General features: G+C 40.4%; 20 protein-coding genes. 3 read left to right on the forward strand and 17 right to left on the reverse strand.

Going from position 1 to position 19,036, the window contains the following annotated elements:
• Nucleotides 1-16: 16 nt before the first annotated feature.
• Entirely contained in the window at nt 17-472 is a 456-nt protein-coding gene (locus BM291_RS19960) for an outer membrane insertion C- signal (RefSeq protein WP_092901113.1), read from the reverse strand.
• A gap of 461 nt (nt 473-933) precedes the next feature.
• On the opposite strand from BM291_RS19960, the gene BM291_RS19965 reads away from it, so the two are divergent.
• Nucleotides 934-1,971 carry a zinc-binding metallopeptidase family protein gene (locus BM291_RS19965; RefSeq protein ID WP_092901116.1) on the forward strand — a complete coding sequence of 346 codons (1,038 nt, stop codon included), beginning with the start codon at nt 934-936 and terminating at the stop codon, nt 1,969-1,971.
• Here the strand turns inward: BM291_RS19965 and BM291_RS22105 are convergent.
• The gene (locus BM291_RS22105; protein ID WP_092901119.1) at nt 1,956-2,177 is read right to left on the reverse strand and encodes a hypothetical protein; all 222 of its coding nucleotides are present in this window, start codon (nt 2,175-2,177) and stop codon (nt 1,956-1,958) included. The two genes, BM291_RS19965 and BM291_RS22105, sit on opposite strands and share 16 nt — an antisense overlap.
• Nucleotides 2,178-2,392: 215 nt before the next feature.
• Nucleotides 2,393-2,695 carry a DUF1330 domain-containing protein gene (locus BM291_RS19975; protein WP_092901122.1) on the reverse strand — a complete coding sequence of 101 codons (303 nt, stop codon included), beginning with the start codon at nt 2,693-2,695 and terminating at the stop codon, nt 2,393-2,395.
• 173 nt (nt 2,696-2,868) lie between these two features.
• Between BM291_RS19975 and BM291_RS19980 the strand changes: the two genes are divergently transcribed.
• Nucleotides 2,869-3,162: a Dabb family protein gene (locus tag BM291_RS19980; protein ID WP_092901125.1), complete on the forward strand. Its 294-nt coding sequence runs from the start codon at nt 2,869-2,871 to the stop codon at nt 3,160-3,162.
• Nucleotides 3,163-3,183: 21 nt separating this feature from the next.
• Here BM291_RS19980 and BM291_RS19985 read toward each other — a convergent pair whose 3' ends face one another.
• Genes BM291_RS19985 through BM291_RS19995 form a run of 3 tightly spaced genes read right to left on the reverse strand, consistent with a single transcriptional unit; the run spans nt 3,184 to nt 6,793 of the window.
• Entirely contained in the window at nt 3,184-3,603 is a 420-nt protein-coding gene (locus BM291_RS19985) for a DoxX family protein (protein WP_092901128.1), read from the reverse strand.
• Between the two features lie 49 nt (nt 3,604-3,652).
• The gene (locus tag BM291_RS19990) at nt 3,653-4,804 is read right to left on the reverse strand and encodes a YncE family protein (RefSeq protein WP_092901131.1); all 1,152 of its coding nucleotides are present in this window, start codon (nt 4,802-4,804) and stop codon (nt 3,653-3,655) included.
• 6 nt (nt 4,805-4,810) lie between these two features.
• Nucleotides 4,811-6,793: an LVIVD repeat-containing protein gene (locus BM291_RS19995; protein WP_092901134.1), complete on the reverse strand. Its 1,983-nt coding sequence runs from the start codon at nt 6,791-6,793 to the stop codon at nt 4,811-4,813.
• Nucleotides 6,794-6,976: 183 nt separating this feature from the next.
• Between BM291_RS19995 and rlmF the strand changes: the two genes are divergently transcribed.
• Complete coding sequence (rlmF, locus tag BM291_RS20000; RefSeq protein ID WP_092901137.1) at nt 6,977-7,927, forward strand: 23S rRNA (adenine(1618)-N(6))-methyltransferase RlmF; 951 nt, start codon at nt 6,977-6,979, stop codon at nt 7,925-7,927.
• 81 nt (nt 7,928-8,008) lie between these two features.
• Here the strand turns inward: rlmF and creD are convergent, their stop codons facing one another.
• The 11 genes from creD to BM291_RS20055 all read right to left on the reverse strand — a co-directional run bounded on the left by creD (nt 8,009) and on the right by BM291_RS20055 (nt 19,031).
• Nucleotides 8,009-9,358, reverse strand: a complete 1,350-nt coding sequence (gene creD, locus BM291_RS20005) for a cell envelope integrity protein CreD (protein WP_092901140.1) — start codon at nt 9,356-9,358, stop codon at nt 8,009-8,011.
• Between the two features lie 59 nt (nt 9,359-9,417).
• A complete protein-coding gene (locus tag BM291_RS20010; RefSeq protein WP_092901143.1) occupies nt 9,418-9,714 on the reverse strand; it encodes a winged helix-turn-helix domain-containing protein in 297 nt (98 codons plus the stop codon).
• Nucleotides 9,711-10,328, reverse strand: a complete 618-nt coding sequence (locus BM291_RS20015; RefSeq protein ID WP_092901146.1) for a hypothetical protein — start codon at nt 10,326-10,328, stop codon at nt 9,711-9,713. The genes BM291_RS20010 and BM291_RS20015 overlap by 4 nt, the downstream gene beginning before the upstream one ends.
• Nucleotides 10,329-10,439: 111 nt before the next feature.
• Nucleotides 10,440-10,853 carry an OsmC family protein gene (locus BM291_RS20020; protein WP_092901149.1) on the reverse strand — a complete coding sequence of 138 codons (414 nt, stop codon included), beginning with the start codon at nt 10,851-10,853 and terminating at the stop codon, nt 10,440-10,442.
• A 145-nt stretch (nt 10,854-10,998) separates the two neighbouring features.
• The gene (locus BM291_RS20025; protein WP_245786927.1) at nt 10,999-12,105 is read right to left on the reverse strand and encodes a DUF1972 domain-containing protein; all 1,107 of its coding nucleotides are present in this window, start codon (nt 12,103-12,105) and stop codon (nt 10,999-11,001) included.
• Nucleotides 12,102-13,250, reverse strand: coding sequence for a glycosyltransferase family 4 protein (locus tag BM291_RS20030; protein WP_245786928.1), 1,149 nt, complete (start codon nt 13,248-13,250; stop codon nt 12,102-12,104). Before BM291_RS20030 ends, BM291_RS20025 begins: the two co-directional genes overlap by 4 nt.
• 15 nt (nt 13,251-13,265) lie before the next feature.
• On the reverse strand, nt 13,266-14,384 hold the full coding sequence (locus tag BM291_RS20035; protein WP_092901155.1) for a glycosyltransferase family 4 protein: 1,119 nt from the start codon (nt 14,382-14,384) through the stop codon (nt 13,266-13,268).
• 19 nt (nt 14,385-14,403) lie between these two features.
• Nucleotides 14,404-15,804 (reverse strand): hypothetical protein, encoded by a 1,401-nt coding sequence (locus BM291_RS20040; RefSeq protein WP_092901158.1) that lies wholly within the window; start codon nt 15,802-15,804, stop codon nt 14,404-14,406.
• Between the two features lie 125 nt (nt 15,805-15,929).
• Nucleotides 15,930-16,709, reverse strand: coding sequence for a 2OG-Fe(II) oxygenase (locus BM291_RS20045; RefSeq protein WP_092901161.1), 780 nt, complete (start codon nt 16,707-16,709; stop codon nt 15,930-15,932).
• A complete protein-coding gene (locus BM291_RS20050; protein ID WP_092901164.1) occupies nt 16,702-17,634 on the reverse strand; it encodes a glycosyltransferase family 2 protein in 933 nt (310 codons plus the stop codon). The genes BM291_RS20045 and BM291_RS20050 overlap by 8 nt, the downstream gene beginning before the upstream one ends.
• Nucleotides 17,635-17,735: 101 nt before the next feature.
• Nucleotides 17,736-19,031, reverse strand: coding sequence for an oligosaccharide flippase family protein (locus BM291_RS20055; RefSeq protein ID WP_092901167.1), 1,296 nt, complete (start codon nt 19,029-19,031; stop codon nt 17,736-17,738).
• Nucleotides 19,032-19,036: the final 5 nt, after the last annotated feature.

Here is a 19,036-nt window from a genome sequence, read left to right on the forward strand (position 1 = left end):
TGCCTGCTTAAGCTATTTAATTTACTTGGTGAAAGCGCCAACGGATATTCAAACCAAATTGATCAGCAAAGAAATTCGTATTTTCAATTAGACGAAAATTAGGTCGCCAATCAGCTCCAATTACAATAGGCACCTCATCGAATGCGTATTCAATACCAGCCTCTCCGGCCACACCCAAACCAAATGGATTTCCAATAAACAAAGATGGTCCAAAGCCTAGGTAATAGTTGAATTCACTGGTTCCTACTGGTCGATAGATCGGATTCCAAAGTGCGTCTATACCCACTCCGTTTCCTCCAAAACTAACATCTGCATGGACTCTGCTGAATTCGCCAAGCGCGAAAACTCCATCTACGGCAACGTTATTACCATTGAAGTTACCAAAACGAAGACCCAATTCTTGAGCATTGGCCTGATAGAAACTTGCTGTCACTAAAAAGAGAACTAGTCCTAAGAGTTTAATCTTTTTCATAAAAAGGTGGTTTAGAAATTATATATAAGCTACTTAATAATTTGCCTGTCGCAAAAAGTCATGTGAACAGTTTCCGCAAGGATTAAGCCAACAGCAGAAAATATTCAATAGAATCAGAGCTGCTTAAAGCAAGTTACACTTACAAATATAGCTTGGTTAATGATCCTAGCACAAGCAAAAAAGTCATATTAAAATCTGTAACTCGTTTTTCCCTCTCCTTTCTTACAAACAATGTATAAGATTCATATTCGGGAAACTGTGTCTCAGGCTGTGACAAATACTACTCCTTAGCCTCCAAATTATCTTTTTCCTGTTTTCATTAGACAGATATCAGGCACGAACAAGGATGCGATTTAGGCAGGTATTTTCTTCCCCCACCACAAGAGCTAACACAAAAGCAGTGACTGGCCTGAAATATGAGTTAAACTTCTAGCTATCTTTAATCAACTAGCCGACATAACATGAAAATTTTTGAATGTGGAAATTGCTCCCACCCATTGTATTTCGAAAACGAAAGCTGCGAAAAGTGTGGGCATCTCTCTGGCTACTTTGGTGACAATTTCATGATGCTGACTTTTGATCCAACAACGTCAAATTTAATAGCCGATCGGGATGGGAATACATTCAAATACTGTGAAAATAAGGGATTTGGGGTATGTAATTGGCTTATTCCGGCAGCCAATGAAAATCATTTTTGTAACGCCTGTGAATTGAATAGGACTATACCAGACCTATCTGACAATGAAAACTTCCCCAAATGGCAGAAGCTTGAAGTGGCAAAACACCGGTTAGTTTATCAGTTGGAAAGACTAAAACTGCCTATCCCAAGTAAGGAAACGAATGATTCTGAAGGTCTGTGTTTTGATTTTATTTCAAAAGGAAGAAGAGATAAAATCATGACTGGACATGCGAATGGCGTGATCACGATATTACTTTCAGAAGCTGACTCTGTTCATCGTGAGCAGATGAGAAAGCAACTTTCCGAACCATATCGCACGCTGATTGGTCATTTCAGACATGAAGTAGGTCACTATTTTTGGGATAGACTGGTTGCTACTAATCAGTCCGTGCTGAATGATTTTCGAAATCTATTTGGAGATGAAAGAGCGGATTACGGCGACTCATTGAAAAGTTATTACCAAACTGGAGCTCCACAAAACTGGCAGGACAACTTTATCAGCCAATATGCGACTTCACATCCTTGGGAAGACTGGGCGGAAACTTGGGCGCATTACCTTCATATTATGGATATGTCCGAAACCTCCTATTTTTTCGGGATGTCTGTAAATCCTCTACTTAATGATAAAAGTTTAAGCGGATCCATTGCATTTGATCCCTATGAAATCAAGGAGTTTGGTAGCATTTTCAACGATTGGATGCCTTTATCGTTTGCAATCAATAGTCTAAATCGCTCCATGGGCATCCCAGATGCTTATCCATTTGTAGTTAGTCCTTCAGTAGTGAGGAAGATGACTTTTATCCATCAACTGCTTTTCTGAGTTTGAAGTAGCGAACTGTCATTCTTCACTCCAAAGCCTGTCAGGGCATATTGCTCGCCCAAGTCTTCTAATTTGACCTTGGAATAATCATGAAACCAGTCAGAAATTGGCGTACCATCTGGCCACAGATCCTGGGTTGTTTCTTGGGAAAAAGCAGGATGAATTATTAAAATAGCGAATAGAAGTGCCGTTAATAAGTTTTTCATGTGTTAATAAGTGATTTCCGAAGTACAGTCTTTCAGGCAAACAGACATGATTTTATCAGAGTATATGGAGCATTGTTTGACTTTGTACTAAAGCTCTAAACAGAGTTACCTTTCCATCAAGCTAGCATACAAGATATAAAAAAGTCAAGGAAAAGAGCATCGGGTGCTATCCTGTCTTGGAGTGAAAAACCTTAGTCCCAGAAACTTAGAAAAGCTTATAACTTGCTTCCTTGGATCAAGATTGCAGTTTTGATGGATTGCTCTTTCAGATGCAGGAATTTCTTTCGCTCCTCATCAAGTTTGAAGTTTTCAAAATCATCCTGAGTAGCAAACTCAACCAAATGAACCTCATAAGGTTGCTCAATGCTAATTTCTATAAAACATTCTGCACTAGGCCGGATTCTCAAAAGCAGTCTACCATTGTACTTGGCGATAGTGGGGATCGCGATGTCTTCAAACTCGTGAAAGACACTTTCTTGACCTTTGATGACGTATATTAATTGAGTGATATATAACATTTGACTTTTAGACTAGTGCGGTTTGATAGGCTTGAGAAATTTTACGGTTTTATTAATAACAGATTAGCTCCAATTTTAAATAATTTTCGCCAAATAACAGAACCTATTTTACTTGGAAGAAATCAAGAAACTAATAGCAATCCTCGATCTCAACACTACAAAAAACTACCACCATGATCACACACAGCGTATTCTTCAGACTGAAATTCCCTAAAGGTTCCTCAGAGGAAGCCACTTTTTTATCTGCCGCAGCGAAATTATCTACTCTACCTGCAGTGAAAAATTTTGCAAGCTTGAAGCAAACCAGTTCAAAAAATGACTTTGACTATGGGCTAACGATGGAGTTCGAAAATCAGCAAGAATATAATGGATACAATATTCACCCAGACCACGTCAGTTTTGTAAACACTTACTGGGAAGCTTATGTGGAGAAATTTTTGGAGATCGATTATGAAGTGATTGGATGAAGGAAAAGAGACGAAAGTATTTTATCCTTTTTTAGAGAAAAGCACTTTTAATGCCCCTGTGGACCACAAAGCCCAAATGATTAAAACTGGCTGAAAAAACAAACGGATTAGACGCTTTTGATCTGTGTCCAGACCAAAAGCATCCGTACCATTAATGTACTGAGCGATATTTCCAGGGAAAATCAAAACATAAAAAATAGCAAGAGCTATCCCAAACTTCACCTTATGTCTTGCCAAGAAAACCATCCCGAAACCCAGCACAAATTCTACTATTCCAGACAGTATGACTACTAGGTCTTTGCCCAAAGGAATCCAATCTGGCACCTGCGCTTGAAATTCCTGTCGCTGCAAAGTCAAATGACCTATGGCCGCCCAGATCATAAAAGCTCCCAGGATAATTCTAAAAACAGTTTGAACAGTGGATGTTTTGGGATTGAGCATAGAGCATTCAATAAAAGCTTATTTTTAGTTTCCTTTTAGCAATTTACGCTTACTCCATCTTCCAGAAGATAATTCCCCCAGCTTGTTTGCCCATATCTACGGAGGCTACCTTCTTTGCCTTTTGTATGTCAATCACGTCCAAAGTGCCCGGTTCTCCGCCTATTCCTTCTACTGAAATAAAGGCATATTTGCTATCAGAAGAGATCGAAACTCCGTGAGTCACCTTGCGTGTATTCTTCACTCGTGGCAGTTCCTCCCCTTTTTCAAGATCCCAAATGCCCGTTTCACCACTTCCTTTGTAAGTAGCAACGAGGTATTTTCCATCAGGAGAAACATCACAATTGTAAGGGGCTTTACCGGTCTTAAATCGGTTGGTGATTTCCCACTTCTCCAAATCCACTTCTAAAATCTCATCAGACCCATTTCCAGCTACATACACTTTCCCATTGGTAGGATGTGGAATAGCCCAGGTAGGTTTGACTGCACTATGATACATAGGCGCAGCTTCAGTCGTCATCGCATGCCCCATTTTAGAATGATCCATTTTGCTATGGTCCATTCCGCCCATGGCTGGCTCTTCTTCCATTTTCCCATCCAAATTCAACTTTCGAGTCACTTTCATTTTGGTGGTAGAAATCTCGAAAAGTTCTCCTGACATCATACCTACAGAATAGTGATACATGCCATCTGCGGATATTCTAGAACCGTGAGGCATTACCCCTGTTTCGATACGGTCTATTTCTATCATTTCCTCTGGATCGACCACTGATACCGTACTTGGAACCATGTCTCCATGCAAGTCAAAGTTTACACAATACAAAAGCCCGGTGGCTTTAGACACTTGAAGAGAAGCTGGGAAAAGCCCCAATTTAACCGTCCCCACCACTTCATTTGTTTCTGTAGAATACTTGTACAAAGTGCCATAAGGATTGCCATGCGCTAGCGACAAGTACCAATACTTACCATCAGGGCTGATATTGATCCCATGCGGTCCTTCGATTTCCGCTGGCCAAATTCCTACTTGAATTGTCTTTTCTATGGTGGCATTTTCCCCATCGAATTTGATCAGGGCTACTTCGTCCTCCGACTCTGCAGTGACATACACGTAGTAATCCTGCGCATTAGCAGCAAAACTAAACGTAATGCACAGGAGCAAAAGGAGCGATTTATAAAGGTTCTTCTTGAAAATAGTTTGAGTCATACACTTTTACTTAGCCTCTTCCAGTTTAGTATTATTCGGTACCACGGGTGCCAATTTGGCCGACCAAAGTCCACTATTCCAATCTGAATAAAAGATATGGCCTTTGTGCGGCTGAGCTCCCCAAGTGAATGGAGCATTAGCTACGAAACCATCTGGATCCTCAGGAACAATCCAGGCAATTTCACGCCCCTGACGGTTCAGATCGCCCAACAATTCTCCACTTATATCCACTACTCGAACTCCTCCATTGTAGAAGGCTGCATATAGAATATCATCCTCAATCCAGAAATTATGTGAACCCGCAAAAGGAACTTGGAACCAAGCAACTTCTTTTGGGTTTTTGAGATCAGTGAAATCAATCACGTGTAAAAATCCAGCAGCTCTACCTGGCTTACGTCCATCTGGATCTAGTCCATAAGGAAACTCTTCGTCGCCTAGAATCACATAGAATTTGCCGCTTTTTTCATCCTTGTATGGAAAAGCAGCATGGTTTGATCCACTAGGGTAAGCATAACTAGCAAACTGCACAGGATTGGCAGGTGTGCCTCCAGCAATGCCATTTCCTACATCAACTAACTGTACGCCGTCCGACCAGTTCGAAGAATAGGCAATTCCGTCATGGATCCACACATCGTGAATAGCATGTCCTGGAGTATCTAATTCAAACTCTCCAACAATTCTTGGATTAGCAGGATCTTCAATATTTATGGAATAATATTTTCTGCCTGCACTTAGTGCATAGACATGATTTTTATAGATAAACACGTTATGGACTCCCCCGGTAAGATTTTCGGAGAATTCAGAGATCACTTTCGCATCTCTAGGGTTGCTGACATCAATGATAACTAAGCCATTTTTTCGATTAGAAGCTCCTTCTCTGGAAATCACGGCTACTCTGCCATCCTCAGACACTTTCACGTCATTGACAGTTCGGGCATCTACTTTCACCGAATCTATCAATTCTATGCCTGCAGGATCAGTCACATCCCAGAAATAAGCTGTGCCATCTGCTCCCCAAGTTCCGGTCACCGCGTAGTCTTTTCCATCCACTCCTTCCCATACCCACAGATCAGAAGTGTGTTTGTTATTCACCGAACCTTGGCCTACCAAGTCAATTTTTCTGGCAATATTTCTACTGTTTGCCTGAACAGTAACTGATGCCGCTGCTGGGCCACAAGTAGCATTCAAAACATACAGGCCTGGTGCATCTGCTGCGAATTTCCCCTCCTTGGTAATTATGCCTGAAGGTGCTGCCGAGACATCAAAAGATTCGCCAGTAAATGAATAGTTGATAGGGGCATCCTTTATTTCGTTACCGTTTTTATCCAAAGCAACAGCAGTCAAGGTAAATACATCACCGGATCGACCTTCCACCATATCAGACTTAAGCAAGATCTTAGCGATTGGATTCTCGATCACATTTATATCTAGGGTCTCTGTGACTCCCTCTATTTTAGCAGTTATTTTGGCTTTCCCTTTTTCCTTGATGATCAATTTGTCAAATGGAGCTATTGCCACTACATCTTCATTCGAAGAAGTCAATTCAACAATCCTTTCCGGTCTTTCGAAACCAGCTTTGTCTGTCACAGTCAGCTTCAGAGGTAAATTGACCCCTGCATAAATATTTTTAGGAATTACTCCAAAATCAACCTTAGCAATTGCCGCAGCTTCAACCGTCACAGTAATATTCGATCTTAATTGTGGAGCGCCAGGGCTGATCACAATTACCTCGTATTCTCCATGACGAATAGCCGTAGCTACTCCAGTGCTATCCACTACTGATAATGCACTGCCATTTGTAGAATAGAAAATATAATCACGGTCTGCAATCTTTTTTCCTGAGGCATCAACTACGGAAGCATCAAGCTGAACAGTTTGACCGATTTTCATGGAAACTTTCTCAGATTTGACCTTTAGAGATATGTCTTGTGCTTGTAGAAAACCTACAGATAGCGATAAGACGAAAACGAAGATTAAAAACTTTTTCATAGGTTGGATATTATATGGATTCTGAATTTAAGGAATCCTGACTGCCAAACCATATATTATTGGGCAAATTGTGTCATTTAAATATGCTCGGAGAGATAGCATTCAATTGAAAATTTTGCGGGTAGTTTTATAACCTACTAACCTGCCCACCCATTTACGTTTTGATTTCATTAAGTTTGTACGATGAGCAACAAGGCCATAAAAAGTGAACTCCATCCCCGTAATGCTCATCGAGAGCGCTATGATTTCCCAAGTCTGATCAGCACTCAGCCTGAGTTAGGGAAGTTTGTGTCGGAAAATAAGTACGGTGATCTCAGCATTGATTTCGCAGATCCAAAAGCCGTCAAGGAACTCAATAGAGCATTGCTCAAGCATTTTTATCAGGTAGCCGATTGGGATATTCCTAAGGGATATCTTTGCCCGCCTATCCCGGGGAGAGCTGATTTGCTTCACCACTTGGCTGATTTACTTTCGCAAAGCAATTCAGGCAGGCTTCCACAAGGAAACAAAATCAAGGTTCTAGATATAGGCACGGGAGCCAATTGTATTTATCCGCTTTTGGGTAATTCCATATATGACTGGGAGTTTATTGGATCCGAGATCGATGAAAAAGCTTTGGATTCTGCTCAGAAAAACCTCTATGAGAACCCTAAATTTAGAGGAAAAATAAGCCTACGACTTCAGGAAAACCCGAAAGAAATACTACCGGGAATCATCAAATCAAGTGATGTATTTGATCTAGTGATTTGCAACCCTCCATTTCACGAATCCCAAGCTGCCGCAGAAGCTGCAAGTACTAGAAAGGTCAAAAATCTTAAAGGTAAAGTAGGTAAGAAAGTCACTTTGAACTTTGGTGGACAAAGTAATGAGCTCTGGTGTGAAGGGGGAGAACTAGCATTTATCCAGAAAATGATCCGTGAAAGCGTCACTTTCAAATTCAATTGTTTTTGGTTTTCCACAATTGTCTCAAAGGAAGAGCATCTAAAGGAAATTATTTTAGCCTTGAAAAAAGTAAGGGTAGCTGATCGCCAAATCATACAAATGACCCATGGCAACAAAAAAAGCAGATTCGTTGCGTGGACTTTTCTCAATCCCGAACAGCAGGAAAACTGGAAACAAATGAAATGGAAATAAAAAAATAGCCCTCACTGAGGGCTATTTTCTTGATCCAAAATTCACTTTTCATTCAATCATCCATCCTTTTTACCCAAATTATCAAGTACTAGGAACCGGCTCTTTTGAATCAAAACTGATCGCATACCAATTCACTTTTCGCGTAAAATACATGGTCAAAGCCAAAATCACTGTCAAACCTAAACTGCCAATCAAAAGAGCATAATCGGAAGCTTGAAGGACGATATATAAGAAGCCATACAATCCAGCCATCACCAGCGTAAGGATAAGCGAATACTTTCTAGCGGAGAAAATAGCAAGTGAGTAAAAACCAATGATGCTCAATGTCACGCAGACCGAGATCAAATAGGCCAGATCAAAGGATAGATGCTCAGTAATGGAAATCAGCAAGACATAAAACATGCATACCGCAAGACCTACCAAGATATACTGGAATGGGTGAATCTTATGTTTGGTCATGATTTCTACTAAGAAGAAAATCAAAAATGTCAATGAAATTATCAACGCAGCATATTTTGCAGATCGCATAGATTGCTGATAGTTATCTATAGATGACTTAAGCTCCACTCCAAAAGCTGACTGGGTCAGGTTCTCTGAAAACTGATTTTCCCAAAATACCTGTGGGTAGTTTCTATTCAATTCCAATATCTTCCAATCCGCTGTAAACCCAGCTTCTGAAACATCGCGGTTCTCAGGCAGCACATTTCCTCCAAAACTTGGATGATTCCAGCTCGAGTTTAATGCAACCTCGGTGAGCTTCCCTACAGGCACAAAATGCAAGGACTCACTTCCCAGCGCATTGATATGAAGCTTAAAGGTGGAACGTTCCGACAGTTTCTCCTGCAAATCTGGAAGTGATACCGATACCCCCGAAGCAATAAGCTGAGGCACATTTGTTCCAGAAGTAGCCATAAGCGACTGACCATTCCAGTTAATTTTTATTTCATCCTTGATACCTTTCAGATCACTGACACCTATGCTTAGGAAAGCTCTATCAAGTTTTGGCTTCTCATTTTCGTCCAGAGCCGAAAGCGCAGAGAGATCAAAATTACCTTCCAAATCTAACTTAGTCTGGTAAACTGTCACTTGGTAAATCCCCCGATGGAGTTTCTCTGGATCGACGGTACCGTTTATTTTCAATTGCTCAGGTAGTATATGAATCAGTCGAGTGGAAAGCTGGATTCCATCCTTGGTAGTGGTAGACTTTTCCACAGGAATAGACAACACAGGCCCCCTAATCTCCTGTCTATTTGCCCACTTAGAACTTACTTCGTCTATAGTGGCACTGCTTTGTTGTTCCCGCTCAGAGATAAGATCCTGCACCATAAAACTGGGGATCATCAAAACAAGGATCAGGGCGAGAATGACCATTAACTTGATCGTAATTGAGTTGGCAATGGAATTTGAAATTCCTTCGAGTTGATTTTTCATATTTTAGTGGTTAAAAGTACTTTGTATTTCAAAGTTGATTTAGAAATTTTTTTAGCTATCTATTTTTGTTTCAATAATTCCTCGATGGCTGATATATGATCAGAGAAAGCCTTCTGTCCTGCAGTGGTAGCGCTATACAGCGTATGCGGTTTTCTATCCTGAAATTCCTTTCTCACAGAAATATATTCCACCTTTTCCAATGCCTTCAAATGGGACGCAAGATTACCATCCGTCACCGATAGAAGTTCCTTAAGTGAATTAAAATCGACTTCGTCATTGACTAGAAGAACAGACATGACACCCAGCCGTACTTTATTCTCGAAAGCCTTATCAAACTTGTCCAGAAAATACTTCACGACTTCGCATTTAATTCCATTTTCACTCCATATATGATATGAGCTACACCAAATCCTATAGCCCAAAACACCAAACCATACCCCACCATCACGGCTGCTAACAATCCCAGTACAATCTCAGTAATGGCAAGTTGCTTCACTTCCTTCCGCGTATAATGACTCACATTTAGTAACGCCATACCATAAAATACCAAAGTCAAGGGAGCAATAATCCCCAAATATCCACGCAAAAGTAAGATAACTGATAGAATGCCACCAGTGATCAGCGGAATAGACAAATCTGTCACCACCCTCTTTGTTTGCTTATCCCACACAGGCTTCTGTTGCTTTTTGGATTTTTGCATGGTGAAATAAATACCACCTACAATCGCCACAAATAGCGTAATCAGACCCAAACACAATAATTTCAACTCGAAGCTTCTCTCACCTATCTCCGTGTAATTGGAAATAGTGACACCGGAACTTCCCAATAAATAGTATGCACAAGAAGCAGAAATCAAGGCTACTAACCCTGCGAATACCCCAGCCCACCCGCTTAACGAAATGAATTTTGTCGATCGATCCATCAGGGTTCTAATTTCCTGGAGGTCTTCTATGTATTTTTCCTTGTTCATAAAAAGTACTTTGTATTTCAAAGTAAAAGTAAGATCAAAAATCGTAAATGCAATAGGGCACAAAAAAAACAGGCAAAAAATGCCTGTTTTTTTCTTCTATATAGCTGAATGTTAAGAATTCAATGTGCTCTCAACGCTTATTTCCATATTCAAAGCTCTTGAGATCGGACAATTCTTCTCCGCGTCTTTCACTAACTCGTCGAATTTTTCTTGTGAAATACCGTCAACTTTTGCCTTCAAAACCAGGTGGGACTTCTTTAGTGTTCCTTCTTCAAAGGTGATATTCGCAGTCACATCAAGTTCAGTGGCAGTATATTCCGCTTCCTGCAAGTTGAAACTCAACTTCATCGCGAAACAACCCGCGTGAGCAGCAGCGACTAATTCCTCAGGATTAGTACCTACACCGCTTTCAAAACGAGAACTGAAAGAGTATTGAGTCTTATCTAATACAGTGCTTGGCGTGGTCAAATGTCCTTTGCCATCTTTACCTGTTCCTTGCCATACGGCGGTTGCTTTTCTGATCATATTTAAAAGATTTTAGGGTTAAAAGTTATATGTAAAGAAAGGAGATAAATACTAAAAAAGTTCTCCCGTAGATCATATTCTCTCCCTGATATTGCTTCGCAAAGCAGGATTTCATACGCAGGCCAAACTATGAAGCGAGCAAAACCTAGCTCCTTTTAGCTAATCCCTTAAAGACCTCTAAATACTGATCCGTCACATGATCCCAGTTATACTTTTGGGTTAGACCGGATCTGGCAGAGTCTCTAAGCGCAAGCATTGCATTCTCATCAGCTTCTGAACTCTCCACTATACACTTAACTGAATCTAGACCTTTCATGAAATACCATCCATGCTTTCCATTTTGAAGCATTTCCTGATTAAACGGCGTATCCAAAGCTAAAATAGCACAACCATATCCCAAAGCTTTCAACATGGCAGGATTAGTACCTCCAAACTCATGTCCGTGAAAATATGCGTAGCAATGGGAATATAGTGCAGCCAACTCATTTGGATCTCTTACATAACCCGTGAAAAGCAAACGCTCATCGGATATGTTCTTCAAGCGATTTGCCCATTCATCCTGATAAGGCACATCACCGACGATGACCAAGGTTCTTTTAGAATTTGATTTCAAAAAACCTTCCACTATCAAGTCTGCATTGTTGTCGGGAATCAAACGACCAACAATCAGGAAATATTCCTTTGACTTCAAATTCCACTTGGCGATAGGTTCTTCTTCAACTGATTCACGAGGATTTGCTCCATAGGCAATGACTTTAGAGTCTGCATTAAACAGTTCTAAGTAAACTCTGCGCATTTCTTCCGAATCATTGATCAGCTGATCATAGAATTTTGTCGCCAACTTAGATGCCCAAAAGAAATACTTCCCCCCTAGACCTTTCCACTTAGGACGAAGCCACTCCAACCCATCCACATTGATCGCTGTAGGCTTTCGGAAAATGGTTGAGATCAGTCCAAATGGACCATTCCCACTGTTCACTACCAAGATCACATCCACATCTGAAAAACATGCATGAACCATAGAGAAAAAAGTATGTGAAAGCTGCGTGAAGCTCTTGGACTCAATCGCCGGCATATAGATGCATTCTATTCCATTGACAAATCTCGGACGCTCAGCAAATAGTGCTCGGTGATTGTAGACTCTTACCTCAACGCCTTTCTTAACAAGTCGCTCACCGAGTTCTTTAATCATCGTATCATAGCCGCCGTATACGTACGGATAGCCCTTGGCTCCCATGATGGCAACTTTCATTTTCTTTTCAGTTGGCTCCATAGATGGTTCTTGAGTTTACTTTTGAAAGCTTCCAAACTGTATGATTCCAGTACTCTCACACGTCCAGCCTCCCCCATTTTCAGACGCAACTGTTCATTAAGAATAAGTTTCCCTATGGCCTCAACTCCGCTCTTCACATCGGCTATAGGAATTAGATAGCCCGTTTCGCCTTCAATCACCATTTCCTCAACTCCACCCGATTTTGTGGCCAAAATAGGCTTTCCTGCTGCCATTGCCTCCAATACAACTGTTGGGAATGAATCAGGCAAAATAGATGGCAAAACAAAAATATCTGTGGCTGATAAAATTGTAGGGATATCAGTTCGTAACCCCAGGTTTGTGACGTTACACTTCAGTTTATTAACACTTATTTCTGATTCTATCTCCGCCAGAATTTCTTCATACCCTGGATATGGATCTCCTACCAGAACAAAGTGGCATTGTGGATAAGTCTTAAGAATTTCCTGAGCAATCTCTAGAAAAAATAGCTGCCCTTTACCCGGATTGATACGACCAATCATAGTAATAATAAGCTTATCTGCAGGCAAATTAAGCTTAGATTTAGCATTAGGATACTCCAAAAGGAAATCACCATATGGAATCCCGTTGTGGATAACTTCAGGCTTAGCAACCTTCAATCTATGACTCCAGTGATTCTTCACAGCATTGGATACCACTATAGGAGAAGCTGTTGATCCATCGAGTAACTTGCCAAGCAATTTGATAAGAGGGGCTGGACCTAGTAAGATCTCATGAATATGCCATATATGAGGAAGTTGATTATTCTTAGCCCAATATGCCCCGATGATTACGGCCAGTGTATTAGAATAAATCAAATCAAACTTAAACTCAGCATGAAGTTTATCCAGAAACCGATAGGCTTTGCGGCTTTTGCTCAACCTATTAACCAATCCCAATGGAGACACATACTTTCTTCTAAGAATTCCCAAATTCTGAATTCTAACTTCTATCCCTTCTTTCAAAAAATAATCATGCAACGGTCCGGGGCCAGATAAAACGACCACTGGAGTAATGCCTTCGTTTTGGTACACTCTTACCACTTCAATCAGAATCCTGGATGAGCCATATAAGTCTGACGAACTATTGAGAAAGAGTACGTTCAATGTAATTCTGGGTGATTATTTTGAAAGGATTAATTTTTGAAAATCAGCAATGAATTTCTTCGCTGAAAAGTCTTTTGCTCGTTCTAAGCCTCTTTCAATAAGCGACATTCTTAAGCTATCTTCAGATGCCAAAAGTATCATTTTTTCTGCCAAATCCTGCGTATCGCCAGTTTTAGAGACCAATCCAGCACCGGCAGAAACTTCGACCAACGCAGGCTGATCGGAATGAATCACAGGAATTCCAAAACCCATAGCTTCAACGATCGGAATTCCGAAGCCCTCATTTTCTGAAGGAAAAACATAGGCAAAAGCACCTTCATACAAGGCTCTAACCTGTGCATCACTAACATATCCCGGCAACAGTACTTTACCTTCTAACTTAAGCTCAGTTATAAGTTTTTCCACAATAGGCAAGTCATTCATCTGAGCACTTTGTCCTGCTCCTCCTGCAAGTAACAGTTTAAAATCAGAGTTGGTTTTTTCTAAAAATGATGCAAATGCCCGAACCAGCAAAGGCAAGTTTTTACGTTTGTCAAAAGTACCAATGTGAACAAAGTATTGATATTTATCCACGCCCAATTTCTCTATGAAAGCAGAATCAACCTCAGTAGTCATATTTTTAGGTACTTGATAAATCACCGAGATGGGAGACTTATTTCCCAAATGGGAAAGTATAGCATCACGGGAATAATTGGTCGTAGTGATAATCTCCGTGTTTTGCTTCAATCCCTTTCTGATCAAACTCAGAAAATAGGTTCTCCACCAAGTCGGATAATTCTGCGGCATTTGCCAAAAGAATGCATCATGAATTACTGTCAATCTACGACAGGATAAAGAAGCTACGGGAGAAACGAAGTCAGGACAAATCAACACATCGGCTTGATGTTTCTTTACCATGTCAGGAAGCTGAAATTCCTTCCATCGAAAGTAATCTAAATGATAATTGAGACGCTGAATTTTAGATTGTACTCCTTTAAAGGTTTGATCTGCGCTTTGCTCCTTAGGATCATGCGAAAAAACCCACTCTATCTCAGGATGTGGATAAGTCAACACAGCTTGCGCCAACTCCATCATATAAGTTTTGATCCCAGTGGTGGCAACATTCAGGTACTGTAGATCGAGGAGAACTTTCAATTTATTGTTTTTAGGATTGTCAATCTGTCTTAATCGATTGAATATTTATTCTACTATACTCATTTACGGAATAGCCAACCATCCACCAAGTAAGCCAGGCAACATAGGTGTACATTTCAGCATTGGCAGTGAAAAGTGGCAATAGTAGCCCAACTTTTACGGCAGCTGCTACGAAGGCTATTCGAGCAGCCATCAAATTTTGAGTTCGATAAAATACTCTCAAACTCAAAATCACTCCAGAAGCCAATGTTAGAATATACAAAATCATGCCAAGCCAGCCGAGTTGTACTCCATAAATAAGAAACTGATTTTCACCACCTACCCTGAGTTCCTCAGATACACTTCCGGAATTTCCACTCATAGCTAAGCCTATTCCAAGGGGATTCCCTACCATTGAATCAAGAGCTAACACCCATTCCACCACGTGGCCGACACTAGACGTGCTTTCAAAAGTGAGGGTGTCTAGCACAAAGAAATAGAAATCATCACTGGCGAAGAATAGCACATACACGACAAAGGCCAACAAACTTAGAAAGCCTGCTGCGATCAATTTGTACAAGCCGAATACGAGTGCTAAAAAGAAAATCATCACAAAAAATGCAACGAATGCTGCTCTAGAGGCTGAAAACATTAAGCTTCCTAAGGAGCAAATCATGACTACCACGTACAACCAATTCCCTTCCTTTTTACTGGTCAGAAACCAGATTAGGCCGGCTGAAAAACCCATCAATACCGAACTAGCCATCTCTAAAGGATCGGAGAAAAAGCTAGCTAAGCGTTTGGTCACAGCGGGCGTCTCGAATGTCCATGTCAACCCAAAATTGCCTGTTGTATCAATATCGTTGATCACATGATTGTATAAAGCATACCCTGTGAACTGCTGCAAATGAGCATCCAATACAAAACTTTCTAATACATTCACTAAGAAGGCAGCAATTGCTATCCCGAAAACAATCTGAAAGACCCGTTTGATTTCAATGCCGTCGAATGTGGTATTTCTCCCCAGAAAATACACCAAGCCCGGTATCAACATGCTTTTGAAATACAGCGCCTTATTCAGAAAAGAAGACTCACCAAGTGGCAAGAAGAGATACAAGGCCGCCAAGCCCAAGAAACCCATCATTAACCAATCAGTAGATTGCAGACGGATAGGATATTCAAAGATTTTTCGCTGGTAAAACACAAAAACTGCTACCGCAATAAGTACAGTCAATTCCTTTATTATCTGAAAAAAACCAAGCAGTAAGGGGGAAGCTGTAGCTAAAAAGACAACACTAAGTGTGGTGATGTAAAATGGCAAAAAAAGAGCTAAGAAATAGATAAAATAGCTCCATTTGCCTTTAAAAACCATCGCCTGCACCGTCCACAGAAATCCTGTGGAAACGGCCAATGCAATGAGTATGAAAAAAATCAAAGGCATCGGTTTACCATAGTTATGCTGTCAGGTTCAAAAATAATAGACTCACTTAAAATGTATGTAATGACTAAAAGCAAAGTAAACAGCTTTTACACATTGCACAAACACACAACAAACTGAATCTAAAATCAACCTTTTGTAATGTACTGGTCTTTGTAAAGCTGGTTGTCAGCTCTTTTTCGAATCAATTCTTCTATCTCAGGATTTGAGATTTGATCTTCGGTAGGAGCATATAGTGCCCGCTGCCTGTTCTCAGAATTTGCAGGTGGATCGCATAGATAATAGATCGCAAGAGACTTTCGGATATTTGTCCCATCGGTACTTACCTCTCTACTCAGTCCATGCCATGACTGATAAGTAGTGTCAAAAATCACCGCTCTGTTGAACTTCACCTCAACTTCCTTCTCCAACTTATGTGGACGATGGCTCTCATTATCATTGCTCCAAAGGCCAAAGTGTCCGCCAAATTCTGGTTTCCAGTCTTGTGAAAGGTATAAAATTAGATTTATTCTACGCTGAAGACCAAGCTTGGGATGAATATTATAATCCAAATGCGGATTGAGCTTTCCTCCATCAGGATGCATATGCCAGCCTCCACCATGAAGCCCAAAATCCGGATACAATTTGATACCCAACATTGCTCCCAATTGACTTACAAAAGTCTCAGAGCATAAGTATTCAAAAAATTTATAGGTATGTTCTGGAAACTTGTTCCAATCATTGAGCGCAGATTTCTTCTCCAAAGGATTGGAATACGTAAATAAGCTACTGTCATCAATCACCGGAAATTCCTCAGAAAGGGATTTTGCGAATTTTGAATCAACAAAATCATCAATAACTATATGTGGAAAAGGTGCAGCTGAGTGAAACTCTTCGACTCTATTTTTTATCTCCTCAATCTTAATCATGATAGGTTTTTATTAGGCCATCCGCGAAGCCTTTCCAGGCCATACGTAATTTTTGGAGCCTCCATCTTCCTATAAAATAGACGGAATAAAGAAGCATTTTTCCAAATTGAACAGCCACGGCCAAAGGTATAAAAATATTTTCAGTGTGATGTTTGATGAATATCATTTGATTTCTCTGTGCCAAATAATGTACCATAGGATTCAAGAAGCCTTCTTTTCCTTTAGTTTTTGATTTGGACGAATTGCCTACGGAATGATAAATCCTCGATTCTGATTCAAACCAAAGCTTGTAACCTTTTTCCCGAACCCTCATCGAGAGATCTACATCTTCAAAGGAGCCAAAAAAGAAGAACTCCTTTAAAAGACCCGTTTCCCGAAGCACTTTCGTTTTTATCAGAGTAGCACAGCCAGTAGTCCATGCCGTCTCCTCAGAAATAACCTCACTGAGATCAGTACTTCCTTCCTTTTTAGTGAGTGAAAGCCCTAAGGACGGAATGAGCTTGCCTCCCGCATTCCAAATGACGTTTCTGCGTTCTCCATTATAAAAAATCAATGGTTGAGCTATCCCAAATTCAGGTTTATCATGTATGGAGAAAACCAGTTTATCAAGAAAATCCGGCTCAACTTCCGTATCATTATTCAGCTCCATGATGTAATCGAAGTTTTGCTCCAAAGCATAACGGAACCCAACATTATTCCCTCCGGAAAAGCCCAAGTTTTCATCAGTAAATATGAAATGAGCAAAATCACCAAATTCCTTTTGAAGTTGCTCTCCAGAACCATCACCGGAATGATTGTCAATGATAATACTTTTGAAATTAGGGTAATTACAACCCTGAAGCGAGATTAGGCACTTTTTGGAATCTTCATAATTTTTCCAATTGATCAAAACTATTGCTACGGACGGAAAAGATGAAGAACTCATTCAGGAAAATTTGTGGATAAAATGCAACTATGCAAGGGTGCGCAATTCAATTAGCGCTCAAATATACGGCTCAATCAAAAAGTAAAGTCGGATTTACGGAATCAATTTTTGGTAAAAAGCTCAAGAACTAATTTTCTATTGTAGCGCCAATTGAAATAGCAGGAAATCAAAAAGGATACTACTTCGGTTGAAAGCAATGCAAAAGCTAGGCCCACTTCCCCATAATAAGCAGTCGCCAAAACTGAGGCAACTAGCATATAAGCACACATAAGCCAAGATGTTCTAAACATCAGCTGCTTCTGATCATTGATAAGAAAGACTATAATATTCCAAATATTCAGGGAAGCTAATAAGGGAATGAATGCCAAAATCTCCAAAATTTCTACAGACTTGGGTAACGAGGCTCTAGACAAAACTGCAATAATGAATTCAGAACCCAAGAAGGTACCTATGGACAAGAAACCGCTTGTACATAAAGAAAGAAGCAACACTTTGGTAGAAAACTTCAAAAATGCTGCCCTGTCTTTGACAAACAATTTGGCTGCGTTTGGATATACAGCTTGTACTATAAGTGAAGGCAGCATCCTCATCACCATGATTACGCGCTCCGCTAAGCTATACATGCCTAGCGTCTCAGCAGCCGTAAAGAAACTTAGGACTATTAATCCTCCATTGACAGCAATATGGCTCCCTAGATTTGAGAAAAAGAGCAACACATTTGAAGTAAGACTTTTCCATATCGCCAAAAACTCAGGTCTATAAAACTTGATCCCCAAAAAGGTTCGAATATATACCAGAAGGAAAAGGTTTACCCCCATACCAAAAAACCCCATCGAGAAATTGACCCACTTACTTTGTTCAGGATTGTGGATAAACAGTACAATTCCCATCAAAAAAAGCAGTTTGGAAAAGATGTTAGCGATGCTCACCAGCTTCATTTTCTCCATACCCTGGAAAAACCAAAGAGGAAGTGTAGCTTCAGAAAACAAGAGCATCAGTGAAAACACCAAGATGATCTGATATTCCTGAAAGAGATTAAATCCAAAAACTCCAATGATTATAACTAGGCTGGCGATTGCTGCCAATAGGATCTTAGCCGAAAATATATTGGACACTATATGTGATAGTGCCAGCTTATTTTGTTGGTTGACCGCAACTTCCCGTGGCGCACTGAGATTGTATCCAAATCCCACCAAGATATTTAGCAGGACGATTACGGAAAGGGAGAGATTTACCAAACCGAACTGATCCACGCCAATCCCCTGAATCAACAGCGGCATGGATATAATTGTAATCAGGACATTCGAAGATTGAATGATCGCCAGAAACAGGAAATTCTGGATAGATTTATTCCTTATGAAAGTTCCGAAGGGAAGTAGACCGAGTTTTTCTAGCATGGCAG

The organism is Algoriphagus aquimarinus (assembly GCF_900112005.1).
In the GTDB taxonomy this organism is placed as follows: Bacteria; Bacteroidota; Bacteroidia; order Cytophagales; family Cyclobacteriaceae; genus Algoriphagus; species Algoriphagus aquimarinus.